Raw genomic sequence first — 14,264 nt, forward strand, 5'->3', positions numbered from 1 at the left:
TTGCGTAGATCTCGATCGTAAGGGTCGCGGGAAACCCCCTCAACCGGAACCTGCGAGCGGAAACATGGTATTCATACGATCTACGTACGTACTTAGTAGACTCTCATGATGGGCCGACTTCGCGTGGCCGAAACCAGGAGAAACCAGATGTCATCCAGCCGCCTCCCGAATCCCGCCCTCAGCAGACGCGGATTCCTCGTCCTGGGCAGCGCGCTCACCCTCGCCGCGTGCACCCGGGAGACAGCGACGAGCCGCACCGTCGTGCAACCCGATTCCGACGCTGTGCGGGCAGCGGAGGGCCGCCGGCGCGTCGCGGGCGCACCCGTGCGGGAGGTGACGCTGCGCGCCGAGCCACAGACGATCGACCTCGCCGGGGTACGCGCGCGGACCTGGAGCTACGGACCGCTCCCCGCCGCCGAGATCCGGGTACGCCAGGGTGAGGTGTTGCGCGCCGAGGTGATCAACCAACTGCCCGCGCCCACCACCGTGCACTGGCACGGTATCGCCCTGCGCAACGATATGGACGGGGTGCCGGACATGACCCAGGCTCCCATCGCCCCGGGCTCCTCGTTCCGCTACGAGTTCGCCGTGCCCGATGCCGGGACCTACTTCTTCCACCCACACGTCGGCGTCCAGCTCGATCGCGGGCTCTACGGGCCGCTCATCGTCGAGGACCCCGCCGACGGCAGCGATTACGACCTGGAAGCCGTTGTGGTGCTGGACGACTGGTTGGACGGCGTGGACGGCCGCGATCCGGACCAGGAGCTGAGACGGCTCCGCGACGGCGGCATGGCCGGAATGCACATGGGCGACGGCGGGCACGGGGGCATGGGTGAAACGAGCATGGACGGAATGGGTATGGGCGGTGACCCGAACCTACCGCTCGGCGCCGACGGCGGGGATGTCGAGTATCCGTACTACCTGCTCAACGGGCGAGTCGGCGACGATCCGGTGACCTTCACCGGCAGGCCCGGACAGCGCATGCGGCTGCGCATCGTGAACGCGGGCTCCGATACCGCGTTTCGCGTCGCGGTCGGCGGCCACCGGCTGCGGATCACCCACAGCGACGGCTTCCGGGTACAGCCCGTCACCACCGACAGCGTGCTCGTCGGCATGGGGGAACGCTACGACGCGATCATCGACCTGGCCGACGGCGTCTTCCCCCTCGTCGCCGGCGCGGAGGGCAAGACGGGTCAGGCCTTCGCCCTGATCCGCACCGGCGGCGGCAGCCCTCCCCCGCCGAACGTCCGCCCCGCGGAACTGAATTCACCACCACTCACCGCCGACGCGCTGAGCGCGGCCGAGGCGGTCCGTCCGGCGCGCCGCACTCCCGACCGCATCCTGGACGTCGTACTCGGCTCCGATATGCGCGAGTACACCTGGACCGTCAACGGCAAGGCCTTCCCCGACACCGACCCCTTGGACGTGACCGAGGGAGAACGGGTCCGACTGCGCTTCGTCAACCGCACCATGATGGCCCACCCCATGCACCTGCACGGCCACACCTATCAGGTGGTGACCGCGACCGGCACGGGCCCCCGCAAGGACACCTCACTCGTCCTTCCCATGCGCACCGTCGAGGTGGATTTCGACGCGAACAACCCAGGCCGCTGGATGACCCACTGCCACAACATCTATCACGGTGAGGCGGGCATGATGGCGGAGCTGTCGTACGTGGACTGACGTGTCCGGATCAGCCCACCGTGTCCCCCGCTCCCCGGTAGTCTCATCCGCGCTACCGCGAATCACCAAGGGGGAGAACCCAGTATGCGTGCACGTCTGACAGGAAGCGTTGTCGCTGCGGCGACCACGATGCTGAGCGTCGTCGGCTCCGGTGCCGCCGCCGCCTATCCGAATGTCTACGACGGTGTGCAGGTCGGCGGTTGCGCCTGGTACGACGCTGCCAGCAAGGTGAGCGGCCCGGCCGATTGCGATGCGACACAGGCGAGCTACCGACTCGTGGAGATCCATCAGCTCACCCCGGAGACCCAGGATCTCGCGTGCGGCGATCCACTGGCCGCGCTCTCCTACCACCACCGCACCGACGACGGCTACCGGCTCTCCCTGTACTGCTTCGTCGAGAACTTCCGGGTCGGCGACTGCTGGAACTTCACCGACATGAAGCTGCGACATCGTGTCGACTGCACCGCTCCCGAGCCGGGAGCCGACCGATTGACGGCGATTTTCCTGGGTGTCACGGATGCCCCTCGCTGCCACGGCATGGGGAACGACGCCGTGGTCTGGCCCAAGCGCGATATCACCGTCTGCGTCGAACCCGTCTAGCCACCGGGCCGTGCGGCCGCCTGCCCCGGCTACTCGGCGATGCGGTGACCGGCGTCCCGCAGGGCCGCCGTGGCGTCCGGCAGGCGGTGGGACGGGACCAGGACCAGGTCGGCGTGGTAGGTGGAGGCCACGAAGACCGGGATGGCGGCGGCCGCGAGCGGGGCCACGAGGGCGGCGAGCATGCCGGGGGCGTCGAGGGCGTGGGAGCCGTCGCCGTAGATGCCCTTCCAGATCTCGCCGTCCGCCCAGGGCGGGGCCTCGCGGATCACGGTGAGCCCCTCGGGGGCTCGAACCAGCGCGATCCACTCGTCGTCCTCGGGGAAGGTCGAGTTCGGCAGGTGTTCGATGACGAACTGGGAGGGGACGACGCTCAGGCGCTGGCTGCCGGTCATGGCGACATCGTAGGCGCGGCCGTGGATCCGGCGTGCGCGATGATCGCGGCGACCTGCTTGCCACGCCGCATTCGGCGTCGTTCCTGCCTCGCCCGCGCCGAACGCGGGTGAGCTGGCGCGGCGGTCCGGCGCGCCGGTGCCGGTCCGCGCGATCCTGACGGAGCGCGCGACACGTGTACTCGCGGTCGCGGCTCGGCACGAGGTGCGCGATCTGGTGCTCGGGGCGTGGGGATGCGGAGTGTTCCGCAATGATCCCGCCGAGGTCGCGGCGGCGTTCGAAGGCGCGCTGACGTGTCACGGGGCCGCCTTCGAGCGGGTGGTCTTCGCGGTGTGGGATCGCACCCCGGACTCGGCCAATCGGGCGGCCTTCACCGCCCGGTTCGCGGCCGCCGACGCCTAACCGTCATCGAATGTTTCGCCAGGTCAGGGCGACCGTTAACGACGGACGAACCGGGAAGTGATTACCGTGTCTTATGGGCGTGTCTCGTCGGCGGTTGTTGCGGATCGGGGCCGCGGGTTCGGCCGCCGTGCTGGTGGGAACCTCGGCGGTGAGCAGCGGGCGGCTGCGCGCGCCGCGCTGGATCGGCGGCGATCCGTTCGCGTTGGGGGTGGCCTCGGGTGATCCGACGCCGGACGGTGTGGTGCTGTGGACGCGGCTGGCACCCGACCCGCTGGCACCGGACGGTCACGGCGGGATGGCGTTCGATCCGGTGACCGTGGACTACGAGGTCGCGCACGACGAGGGTTTCCGACAGGTGGTGGCGCGCGGCAGTGCCGTCGCGACCCGCGAACTCGCGCACAGCGTGCACCCGGAGGTGCGGGGGCTGGAGCCGGATCGCTGGTACTACTACCGATTTCGCGCCGGGTCGGCCCTGTCACCGGTCGGCCGCACCCGCACCGCTCCCCCGTTCGGGCGGGCCACCGCGCGGCTGCGGTTCGCCTTCGCCTCGTGCCAGTCCTGGAGTTCCGGCTACTTCACCGCCTACCAGCACATGAGCCGGGAGGATCTGGACCTGGTCGTCCATCTCGGCGACTACATCTACGAGCGCAGTTGGACCAACGGTCGCGAAGGGGTTCCGGCCAGCGCGGTGTTCCGGACCGAGGCCGTCGACCTGACCGACTACCGGTTGCGCTATGCCCAGGTCAAGGCCGAGGCACCGCTACGCGCCGCGCACGCCGCCTTCCCGTGGCTGACCACCATGGACGACCACGAGGTCGACAACAACTGGGCGGGCGACTCCCCCGGCCTCGGATTCGACATCTACCGGCTGCCGTTCCTGTTCCGCCGCCGTAAGGCCGCCGCCTTCCAGGCCATGTACGAACATCAGCCGCTGCGTATCGAACAGCTGCCGAGTGGTCCGAACATCCTGCTGCACAGACGGTTCCACTATGGGGATCTGGCGGATATCACCATGCTGGATACCCGTTCGTATCGAACGCCGCTGGCGTGTGGCGACGGCGACGTGGTCGTCGGATGCGATGAGCGCGCTGCCCCAGATCGCACCATACTCGGTGCACGGCAACGTGATTGGCTACTGGACGGCCTGTCCGGCTCCCGGGCCCGCTGGCAGGTGCTGGGCAATCAGGTGTCCATGAGCCGCACCGACACCGATCCGGGTCCGGAGGTTGCCATGGGCACCGATGCCTGGGACGGCTATCTGGCCGACCGCGCCGCGGTGCTGGGTGCGGCCGCCGCGCGCGGGGCCGGCAATCTGGTGGTCATCACCGGCGACCGCCACCAGCACTGCGCCTCCGATCTGCGCCGCGACCACGGCGATCCGGACTCGCCGGTGGTGGCCTCGGAATTCATCGGCACCTCGATCACCAGCGGTGGCGACGGCAGCGATGCGAGCCCCGGTGTCCGCCGTCTGATGGCGGCCAATCCCGATCTGAAGTTCAGCAACTCTCAGCGCGGCTATGTCCGCGTCGAACTCGATCACGACCTGTGGCGCAGCGACTTCCGCGTCCTGCCCTATGTCCGCCGCCCCGACGCCCCCATCCACACGCGAGCCACCTATGTGGTGCAGAACGACATTCCCGGAGTCGTGCAGGCGTGGCGGCCCGATGCTCCGGACCCGGCCGAACCCGATACCGACGCGGGGCCGGACACCGATGCCGCCGGGCCGCGCTGAAACGCCCCGGCGGGCCTCGATATTCGCTACCGGTTCGCGGTCTCGACGTACTGCTTGATCCGGGTCAGCGTCTCGAGCATGCCGTCGCGGTTGGTCTTGCCGCGGGCCCGGCCCGCCAGCAGCCAGTACAGCCGCAGCACCGGTGAGTCGTGCAACTGGAAGGATTCCGTGACCGCGGTGCCGCCGTCGGCGGGCTCCAGGTGATAGCGCCAGGTATTGATCGGCATACCGCCGGGACCGAGCACGGTGAAGGCGAATTCCCGCCCGGGTTCGCAGTCGATGATGCGGCAGACGGTGGAGTACTTCAGCCCCCAGCCGTTGCGATTGACGCGACCGCGGAACTTCGCACCCACCGCGGGGCCGGTCGCCCCGCCGAGCCATTCCGCGCCGTAGGTTTCGGGGCTGAACCGCCCGACATCGGTGACATCGCTGATCACCTCCCAGATTCGTTCGGGGGGAGCCGCCATCTGGACCGTGACCGAATCTCGCACAGCCCGAGCCTACGTGCCGACCAGTCCCAACGGAATGTGAGCATTCCGGCACCCGACACGCGGGACGCTCACCTGATAATCACCTGAAAGCACGGCAAATCCGGCACTCTGATCGCTATCCGCGCGTTGATCGAGTAGAACGGCCGAGTCGGCCGTCAGGAAGGGAGTTACGCCATGGGCGCCATCGGAACCCTGCTCGGCCTGGTCGTAGGGGTGTTCCTGCTGCTCCTACTGGCCCGCCTGGTGCTGGATTGGATTGTCACCCTCTCGCAGAGCCCGTCGCCGGGAATCTACAAGGCACGCGAGTTCACCCACCGCTTCTCCGAACCGGTGCTGGCTCCGGTCCGCAAGGTGCTGCCGCCGATCCGGGCAGGCGGCCTGCAGATCGACCTGGCCTTCACGGTGGTCTTCATCGTCGCGCTGGTGCTGTACAACATCCTCATCTAGTCACCCGCGATCCAACGGCAAGGGCCGGACATCCATCGGATGTCCGGCCCTGCTCGTCTCGGCGGACGTGCCCTACGGCAGCGGGCCGCCCGCGGCGATGGCCGACAGGGTGGCGAATTCGTCACCCTTGAGCGAGGCACCACCGACCAGCGCGCCGTCGATATCGGTCTGGGAGACCAGCTCGCCGACGTTCTTGGCGTTCACCGAACCGCCGTAGAGGACGCGCACCGACGCCGCGACCTCCGGATTCGCCAGTTCGGCCAGTTCGGCGCGGATGGCCCCGCACACCTCCTGGGCGTCGGCGGGAGTGGCGACCTTGCCGGTGCCGATGGCCCACACCGGCTCGTAGGCGATGACGACCTTGGCGATGTCCTCGGCCGACAGCCCCTTGAGCGAACCGCGCAGCTGCTCGAGGTTGTACTCGACGTGCGTCTGCGCCTCCCGCACACCAAGGCCCTCACCGATGCAGACGATCGGGGTCAGGCCGTGCTCCAGAGCCTTCTTGGCCTTGGCGAGCACGGTGGCGTCGTCCTCCAGGTGGTACTGGCGGCGCTCGGAGTGGCCGACCACCACGTAGGTGCAGCCCAGCTTGGCCAGCATGGCCGCGCTGATCTCGCCGGTGTACGCACCCGCGTCGTGGGTGGAGACGTCCTGCGCGCCGTAGGTGACGAGCAGCTTGTCTCCCTCCACCAGCGTCTGCACGCTGCGGATGTCGGTGAACGGCGGGATCACCGTCACGTCGACCTTCGCGAAGTACTTCTCCGGCAGGGCGAACGCGATCTTCTGCACCAGGGCGATGGCCTCGAGGTGATTGAGGTTCATCTTCCAGTTGCCCGCGATGAGCGGTTTACGCGCCATGGCTCAGCCCTCCGCGGCGTCGTCGAGCACGGCGATACCGGGAAGTTCCTTGCCCTCCAGGTATTCCAGCGACGCGCCGCCGCCGGTGGAGATGTGCGAGAAACCGTCGTCCGGCAGCCCCAGGGTGCGCACGGCCGCGGCCGAGTCGCCACCGCCGACCACGGTGAACGCGCCCTTGCCGGTCGCCGTGGCAATCGCCTCGGCAACTCCGCGCGTACCCGCGGCGAACTTCTCGAACTCGAAGACGCCCATGGGACCGTTCCAGAACACCGTCTTGGCCTCGGTGAGCAGCGCCGCGAAGCGGTTCACCGACTCCGGACCGATGTCCAGGCCCATCCAGCCCTCGGGAATCTCGTTGGCGGGCACCACCTTCGACTCGGCATCGGCTGCGAAGGAGTCCGCGACGACGATATCCATCGGCAGGTGGATGACGTCGGCGTAGGTCTCCAGCAGCTTCTTGCAGGTGTCGACCATCTCCTCCTGCAGCAGCGAGGAGCCCACCGGGAGGCCCTGTGCGGCAAGGAAGGTGAAGCACATGCCGCCGCCGATCACCAGGGTGTCGACCTTGGGCGCGAGCGCCTCGATGACCGCCAGCTTGTCGGAGACCTTGGAGCCGCCCAGTACGACCGCGTACGGCCGCTCGGCGTTCTCCGTGAGCTTCTTCAGCACCTCGGTCTCGGCCGCGACCAGACCACCGGCGTAATGCGGCAGCAGCTTCGCCACGTCGTACACCGACGCCTGCTTGCGGTGCACCACGCCGAAACCGTCGGAGACGAAAGCACCGTCGTCGCCGACCAACTCGACCAGTGCCGCCGCCAGCTTGGCCCGCTGCGCGTCGTCCTTGCTGGTCTCGCGGGCGTCGAAGCGCACGTTCTCCAGCAGCAGCACATCGCCGTCGGTGAGGCCCTCGGAGCGCGCGAGGGCGTCCTGGCCCACCACGTCACCGGCGAGCTGCACATTGCGGCCCAGCTCCTGCGCCAGCCGCTCGGCGACCGGGGCGAGGGAGAACTTCGGGTCCGGCTCACCCTTCGGGCGGCCCAGATGCGCGGTGACGACCACCTTCGCGCCCGCCTCGGCGAGCGCGGCGATGGTCGGCGCCGACGCGATGATGCGGCCCGGATCGGTAATGACGCCGTTGTCGAGGGGAACGTTCAGGTCGGAGCGCACCAGCACGCCCCGACCCTCGACACCCTCGTTCAGCAGATCCTGGAGTGTCTTGATCGCCATAGGTTTACAGCGACTTGCCGACGAGGCCGATCAGGTCGGCCAGACGGTTGGAGTAGCCCCACTCGTTGTCGTACCACGAGGCGACCTTGACCTGATTGTCGATGACCTGGGTCAGCGGCGCGTCGTAGATGGAGGAGTGCGGGTCGGTCACGATGTCGGAGGAGACGATCGGATCGGTGTTGTACTTCAGGATGCCCTTCATCGGGCCCTCGGCGGCCGCCTTCATGGCAGCGTTGACCTCGTCGACCGAAGCGGCCTTGGCCAGGTCCACGGTGAGGTCGGTGAGCGAGCCGGTCGGGACCGGCACCCGCAGCGCGTAGCCGTTCAGCTTGCCGAGCAGCTCGGGCAGCACCAGGCCGATGGCCTTGGCGGCACCGGTGCCGGTCGGAACGATGTTCAGCGCGGCGGCACGGGCGCGACGCAGGTCGCTGTGCGGGCCGTCCTGGAGGTTCTGGTCCTGGGTGTAGGCGTGCACGGTGGTCATCAGACCGCGCTCGATACCGAAGGAGTCGTGCAGCACCTTCGCGATCGGGCCGAGGCAGTTGGTGGTGCAGGACGCGTTGGAGATGATGTTCTGCGAACCGTCGTACTTGTCGTCGTTGACGCCCATGACGATGGTGATGTCCTCGCCCTTGGCCGGGGCGGAGATGATGACCTTCTTCGCGCCCGCGGCCAGGTGCCCCTTGGCCTTGGTGGCGTCGGTGAAGATGCCGGTGGACTCCACGACCACGTCGACGCCCAGGTCGCCCCACGGCAGCGCCGCCGGGCCCTCCTTGATGGCCAGCGCCTTGATGCGCTGGTCGCCCACCACGATGGTGTCATCGCCGTCGAGCGAGACGTCCTGCGGCAGCCGGCCGAGGATCGAGTCGTACTTCAGCAGGGTGGCCAGCGTCGCGTTGTCGGTGAGGTCGTTGACCGCGACGATTTCGATGTCGGTGGTGCCGAGCGCCTTCTGCGCTTCGACCGCCCTGAAGAAGTTACGTCCGATGCGGCCGAAGCCGTTGATGCCTACCCGGACAGTCACGTTATCGCTCCTCAGTTGTGTCGCGGAATCTTTTCCGTTGCCTACTAACCCTAAACCCGGCGGGGAACATCACAGAAACACCCCCGGGGATGTGAACTCCCATCCCGACCGGGGGTGTTCGGCGAACGCACCGGCTACCGAACGGTCCGTCTCACGCGTCCTCGAGCAGTTCGGCGGTGACGGCGGATTCGGTATCGGGGACGCCCAGCTCCTTGGCGCGGCGGTCGGCCATCGACAGCAGTCGGCGAATCCGGCCCGCCACAGCGTCTTTCGTCATGGGCGGATCGGCGAGCTGGCCCAATTCCTCCAGCGATGCCTGCCGGTGCAGCACGCGCAGCTTGCCCGCGGCGGCCAGATGGTCCGGCACGTCGTCGCCGAGGATCTCCAGCGCGCGTTCCACCCGCGCCGCGGCGGCCACGGCCGCGCGGGCCGAGCGGCGCAGATTGGCGTCGTCGAAATTCGCCAGGCGATTGGCGGTGGCCCGGACCTCGCGGCGCATCCGCCGCTCCTCCCAGGTCAACCGGGTGTCCTGTGCGCCCATCCGGGTGAGCAGCGCGCCGATGGCCTCACCGTCGCGCACCACCACGCGATCGGTGCCGCGCACCTCGCGCGCCTTCGCGGAGATGCCCATCCGCCGGGCCGCGCCCACCAGCGCCAGCGCCGCCTCCGGTCCCGGGCAGCTCACCTCGAGGGCCGAGGAGCGCCCCGGTTCGGTGAGCGACCCGTGCGCGAGAAACGCTCCGCGCCAGGCCGCTTCGGCATCGGAGATGCTGCCGCCGACCACCTGTGCGGGCAAACCCCGCACCGGCCGACCGCGCACATCCAGCAATCCGGTCTGCCGGGCGAGCGCCTCGCCCTCCTTGGAAACTCGTACCACATACCGGGAGGTTTTGCGCAGTCCGCCCGCGCCGAGCACGTGCACATCCGAGCCGTAGCCGTACAGCTCGAAGATCTCGCGGCGCAGCCGACGCGCGATGGAACCCATGTCCACCTCCGCTTCGACGATCACCCGACCGCCCACGATGTGCAGTCCACCGGCGAACCGGAGTAGTGCGGACAACTCGGCCTTGCGCGAGCTCACCTGTGACACGGTGAGTCGGCTCAGCTCGTCCTTCACTTCCGCTGTCATCGCCACGAGACGCGCTCCTTTCCACCCAACCCGGACCGCACGTGCTGGCCCATACGCCGTCCTTCGCTTCGAAGCCCTGCCAGTTCCGGCCGAGGCTGCCGGATCACCTGATCCAATGCGGCGGCAAGCTTTCCGGGGTGGTGCCGGTCCGTCCCCGCCTCGGCGACATCAGCGAAGGTTACTCGTGCTCGCAGCTGTTCGGCAGCTCTTGCCACATGTTCGCGTTCCCTACCCTCCGGTACGGAGCCGGAATCGACCACAATATCGTCGACTGTGAAATCCGGTGCGTGCTGGGACAATACATGCAGGTGCCGCTCCGCGGAGAATCCGGCCGTTTCGCCCGGTTCGGCGGCGAGGTTGAGTACCAAGATCTTCCGACCCCGCGTGTACACCAGCGCATCGTGCAGTTCCGGCACCAGCACATGCGGAATCACGCTGGTGAACCAGCTGCCGGGGCCCAGAACGACGACATCCGCGTGCTCGATCGCGGAGGTCGCCTCCGGGCACGCGGGCGGGTCGGACGGGATCAATCGGACACGTCGCACCTTGCCCGGCGTGGTCGCCACCGCCACCTGACCGCGAATGCAGCGACTCACGCGCGGATCGGCCTCCAACCCCGCAACATCCGCCTCGATGGTGAGCGCGAGCGGCGACATCGGTAGCACTCTGCCTGTGATGCGCAGAATTCTTCCCGCCTCGTCGAGCGCCGCGACCGGATCACCGAGCTCCTCGGTGAGGCCCGCCAGGATCAGATTGCCCACCGAATGCCCGGCCAGCGCGCCCGTCCCGCCGAAGCGATGTTGCACGGTGCGCGCCCAGATGCCATCGGTCTCCTCCGCCAGCGCCGCCAGGGCCATGCGCAGATCACCCGGGGGCAACATGCCCAGTTCGGCGCGCAATCGGCCCGACGAACCGCCGTCGTCGGAGACCGTCACCACCGCCGTGATCTTGCGAGTGAGCCGACGGACCGCCGTCAGGGTCGCGTACAGCCCGTGTCCACCACCCAGCGCGACGATCGCCGGGTTCGTCTCCCGCCCGCTCATTCTCGCCCCAGGTCCCGATGCACCACGCGGACCACGTCCACCGAACCGTTGTCGACGTCGTCACCGAGCAGTCCGCCCAGCGCCTCCGCTATCGCCACGCTGCGGTGCTTGCCGCCGGTGCAGCCCACTGCCACGGTCATGTATCGCTTCCCCTCTTGACGGTAGCCGTCGGTGGTGAGGTCGATGAGGTGCCGGCAGGTGCTCAGGTAGTCCCGCGCGCCCCGCTGCGCCAACACATACTCGCTCACCTCGGCGTCCTGTCCGGTCTGTTCGCGGAGTTCCGGCACCCAATGCGGATTGGGCAGAAAACGCACATCCAACACCATGTCCGCGTCCAGGGGAACTCCGTACTTGAAACCGAACGATTGGACGGTCAGTTGCAGGGCGGTGGGCGTACCGCCGCCGTAGACCTCCTCGAGCCGCCGGTGCAACTGGTGCACCGACAGCGCGGTGGTGTCGATGACCACGTCGGCGGCGGTCTTGACCGAGGCCAGCCGACGCCGTTCCGCGGCGATGCCCTCGGACAGCGTGCCGTCAGCGCTCTCACTCTGTAGAGGATGCCGCCGGCGGGCGAAGCCGAAACGTCGAATCAGCACATCATCGGACGCTTCGAGGAACAGGATGCGGGTGCGCACGCCCGCGCCGCGCAACTGCTCGGTCACGGCCGAGAGGTCACCGGTGAAGAACCGGCTGCGCACATCCATGACCAGGGCCAGCTTGCGAATGGGGGGTTCGGCCGAGGCGCCGAGTTCGACCAGCCGGGCGATCAGCTCGGGAGGCAGATTGTCGGCCACGTACCAGCCGAGATCCTCGAGCACGCGGGCCGCGGTGCCGCGACCCGCACCGGATAGTCCGGTGACGATGACGACCTCGACGGGCGCGGCGGGAACATCGTCGGGAGTTGCTGTCGTCGGGGCACTGTCCGCTGTACTACTGGATTCGACGCGCGTCATGTCCTACCGGGGTTCGTGTCTGGGCGTTGCCTCGATCATGCTGCACCGATCACCGATCCGACATCGCGACACGCCGATGTGCGGCAACCGTCACGCCGGGCGTGTCCCTTTCGGGCGGGTTATTCCGCGTCGCCGACTCGTATTTCCCGGTCACGCCGTTCCCTGCCAGACCGTTCCTGGTCGGACCCATCCTGGTCGCCGACCTCCTGGTCGCGGTCGCCGCGCAGGGCGGACAGCACCGCCGTGGCCGTCGCCACACCGATGCCCGGGACCTCGATGATCTCCTCCACCGTAGCCTGCTTCAGTTTGGCGACCGATCCGAAGTGGGTCACCAGCGCCGTTTTGCGGGTCGAACCGAGACCCGGCACCGCGTCGAGGGCGGATTCGGTCATGCGGCGGGAGCGCTTGCTGCGGTGAAAGGTGATGGCGAAGCGGTGCGCCTCGTCGCGCACGCGCTGCAGCAGGTACAGCGATTCACTGGTGCGCGGCATGATCACCGGGTCGGGCTCGTTCGGCACCCACACCTCCTCGAGGCGTTTGGCCAGACCGATCACCGCGACGTCGGTGATGCCGAGTTCGTCGAGCACCTCGGCGGCGGCGTTGACCTGGGGGGCGCCGCCGTCGACCACGTACAGGTTGGGCGGGTAGGCGAAGCGGCGCGGCCTACCGGTCTTCGGGTCGATGCCGGGCAAGCTGGAATCGATTGTCTCGGTGCTGGATTCGAGTTCGGACGCGGCTGCGGCATCGAGGTCCCGACGCAGTTTGGCGAAACGCCGCCGGGTCACCTCGGCGATGCTGGCCACATCGTCGGAGCGCCCCTCCCCGGCCGCCTCCTTGATGGCGTAGTGGCGGTACTCCGACTTGCGGGGCAGCCCGTCCTCGAACACCACCAGCGAGGCCACCACATCGGTGCCCTGCACATGGGAGATGTCCACGCACTCGATGCGCAGCGGGGCGCTGTCCAGATCGAGGGCGTCCTGAATGCCCTGCAATGCCGCCGAGCGGGCGGTCAGGTCGCCGGCGCGCTTGAGCTTGTGCTGGGCCAGCGCTTCCATGGCATTGCGCTGCACGGTCTCCGCCAGGGCCTTCTTGTCGCCACGCTGGGGCACCCGCAGCTGCACCGCCGAACCGCGCAGGCCCGACAGCCACTGCTGCACCTGTTCGGCATCGCCGGGCAGGGCCGGAACCAGCACCTCGCGCGGGACCACGGCACCGGGATGCTCGTCACCGGACTGGGCGGCCACCGCCGACTGCTCACCGTAGAACTGGGTGAGGAACTGCTCGACCAGCGCCGGCAGCTCTCCCCCGGCCGCCGCACCGCCGTGTCCGCTACGACCCGAGTCGGAGGCCTCCGTGGTTGCGCGAGCTGCCGCCTCCGGGCCCGACCAACTCAGGTCGAGGGCGTCACCCGATTTGTCCACCACCCAGCCGCGCTGCCCGCGCACCCGCCCGTCGCGCACGTGGAAGATCTGCACCGCGACCTCGAGTTCGTCGAGGGCGAAGTTGACGACGTCGGCGTCGGTGCCGGTGCCGAGCACCACGGCCTGCTTCTCCAGCGCCCGCCGCAGCGCCTGCACGTCGTCACGCAGCCGGGCGGCGGTCTCGAAGTCGAGCTCCTCGGCCGCGGCGTGCATGCGCTTCTCGAGGTCCTTGACGAGTTTGTCGGTCTTGCCGGAGAGGAAGTCGCAGAAGTCCTCCACGATCTGCCGGTGCTCGGCCGCATTCACCCGGCCGATGCACGGCGCGGAACACTTGTCGATGTAGCCGAGCAGGCAGGGCCGCCCGATCTGGTTGTGCCGCTTGAAGACTCCATTCGAGCAGGTGCGCACCGGGAACACCCGCAGCAGCAGATCCAGCGTCTCGCGAATGGCCCAGGCGTGTGCGTAGGGCCCGAAATAGCGCACCCCCTTCTTGCGCGCGCCCCGGTACACGAAGACCCGCGGGTACTCCTCGTTCAGGCTGACCGCCAGCACCGGATACGACTTGTCGTCCCGGTAGCGCACATTGAAGCGCGGATCGAACTCCTTGATCCAGTTGTATTCCAGCTGAAGGGCTTCCACCTCCGTGGAGACCACCGTCCACTCCACGCTGGCGGCGGTGGTGACCATCTGCCGGGTGCGCGGATGCAGCGACGCCACATCGGCGAAATAGGAGTTGAGCCGACTGCGCAGACTCTTGGCCTTGCCGACGTAGATGACCCGCTTGTGCGCGTCCCGGAACTTGTACACGCCGGGTTCGACAGGAATGGTGCCCGGGGCGGGCCGGTACGTCGCGGGATCTGCCAC

The 14,264-nt window shown here is 68.4% G+C and carries 13 protein-coding genes and 1 pseudogene; 5 read left to right on the forward strand and 9 right to left on the reverse strand.

The genetic code is table 11. The features are described from left to right. Nucleotides 1–147 precede the first annotated feature (147 nt). On the forward strand, nt 148–1,683 hold the full coding sequence (locus tag ON31_RS17535; RefSeq protein ID WP_039814940.1) for a multicopper oxidase family protein: 1,536 nt from the start codon (nt 148–150) through the stop codon (nt 1,681–1,683). Between the two features lie 84 nt (nt 1,684–1,767). Then, the gene (locus tag ON31_RS17540) at nt 1,768–2,283 is read left to right on the forward strand and encodes a hypothetical protein (protein WP_147287157.1); all 516 of its coding nucleotides are present in this window, start codon (nt 1,768–1,770) and stop codon (nt 2,281–2,283) included. A 29-nt stretch (nt 2,284–2,312) separates the two neighbouring features. Here the strand turns inward: ON31_RS17540 and ON31_RS17545 are convergent, their stop codons facing one another. Then, nucleotides 2,313–2,675 (reverse strand): ACT domain-containing protein, encoded by a 363-nt coding sequence (locus ON31_RS17545; protein ID WP_039814944.1) that lies wholly within the window; start codon nt 2,673–2,675, stop codon nt 2,313–2,315. Between the two features lie 97 nt (nt 2,676–2,772). On the opposite strand from ON31_RS17545, the pseudogene ON31_RS17550 reads away from it, so the two are divergent. Further along, a pseudogene (locus tag ON31_RS17550) lies at nt 2,773–3,075 on the forward strand (TIGR02452 family protein); the annotation flags it as partial. A gap of 73 nt (nt 3,076–3,148) precedes the next feature. Then, nucleotides 3,149–4,807, forward strand: coding sequence for an alkaline phosphatase D family protein (locus ON31_RS17555; RefSeq protein WP_039814946.1), 1,659 nt, complete (start codon nt 3,149–3,151; stop codon nt 4,805–4,807). A gap of 26 nt (nt 4,808–4,833) precedes the next feature. On the opposite strand, the gene ON31_RS17560 is transcribed toward ON31_RS17555, so the two are convergent. Continuing rightward, entirely contained in the window at nt 4,834–5,298 is a 465-nt protein-coding gene (locus ON31_RS17560) for an SRPBCC family protein (protein ID WP_081592526.1), read from the reverse strand. 174 nt (nt 5,299–5,472) lie between these two features. Here ON31_RS17560 and ON31_RS17565 point away from each other — a divergent pair, with 174 nt between their 5' ends. Then, nucleotides 5,473–5,745, forward strand: coding sequence for a YggT family protein (locus ON31_RS17565; RefSeq protein WP_039814948.1), 273 nt, complete (start codon nt 5,473–5,475; stop codon nt 5,743–5,745). 72 nt (nt 5,746–5,817) lie between these two features. Here the strand turns inward: ON31_RS17565 and tpiA are convergent, their stop codons facing one another. From tpiA to uvrC, 7 genes are all read right to left on the reverse strand, one after another. After that, a complete protein-coding gene (gene tpiA, locus ON31_RS38015) occupies nt 5,818–6,603 on the reverse strand; it encodes a triose-phosphate isomerase (protein WP_029924498.1) in 786 nt (261 codons plus the stop codon). A gap of 3 nt (nt 6,604–6,606) precedes the next feature. Then, nucleotides 6,607–7,830 carry a phosphoglycerate kinase gene (locus tag ON31_RS38020; RefSeq protein WP_039814949.1) on the reverse strand — a complete coding sequence of 408 codons (1,224 nt, stop codon included), beginning with the start codon at nt 7,828–7,830 and terminating at the stop codon, nt 6,607–6,609. A 4-nt stretch (nt 7,831–7,834) separates the two neighbouring features. After that, nucleotides 7,835–8,854 (reverse strand): type I glyceraldehyde-3-phosphate dehydrogenase, encoded by a 1,020-nt coding sequence (gene gap, locus ON31_RS17580; protein WP_029924496.1) that lies wholly within the window; start codon nt 8,852–8,854, stop codon nt 7,835–7,837. 151 nt (nt 8,855–9,005) lie between these two features. Next, entirely contained in the window at nt 9,006–9,989 is a 984-nt protein-coding gene (whiA, locus tag ON31_RS17585; protein ID WP_029924495.1) for a DNA-binding protein WhiA, read from the reverse strand. Next, entirely contained in the window at nt 9,980–11,026 is a 1,047-nt protein-coding gene (locus tag ON31_RS17590) for a gluconeogenesis factor YvcK family protein (protein WP_039814950.1), read from the reverse strand. Before ON31_RS17590 ends, whiA begins: the two co-directional genes overlap by 10 nt. Next, complete coding sequence (gene rapZ / locus ON31_RS17595; RefSeq protein ID WP_039814952.1) at nt 11,023–11,979, reverse strand: RNase adapter RapZ; 957 nt, start codon at nt 11,977–11,979, stop codon at nt 11,023–11,025. Before rapZ ends, ON31_RS17590 begins: the two co-directional genes overlap by 4 nt. A gap of 119 nt (nt 11,980–12,098) precedes the next feature. Next, on the reverse strand, nt 12,099–14,264 hold the full coding sequence (gene uvrC, locus ON31_RS17600; protein ID WP_051037404.1) for an excinuclease ABC subunit UvrC: 2,166 nt from the start codon (nt 14,262–14,264) through the stop codon (nt 12,099–12,101).

Source organism: Nocardia otitidiscaviarum NBRC 14405 (assembly GCF_000308635.1).
Lineage (GTDB): Bacteria > Actinomycetota > Actinomycetes > Mycobacteriales > Mycobacteriaceae > Nocardia > Nocardia otitidiscaviarum.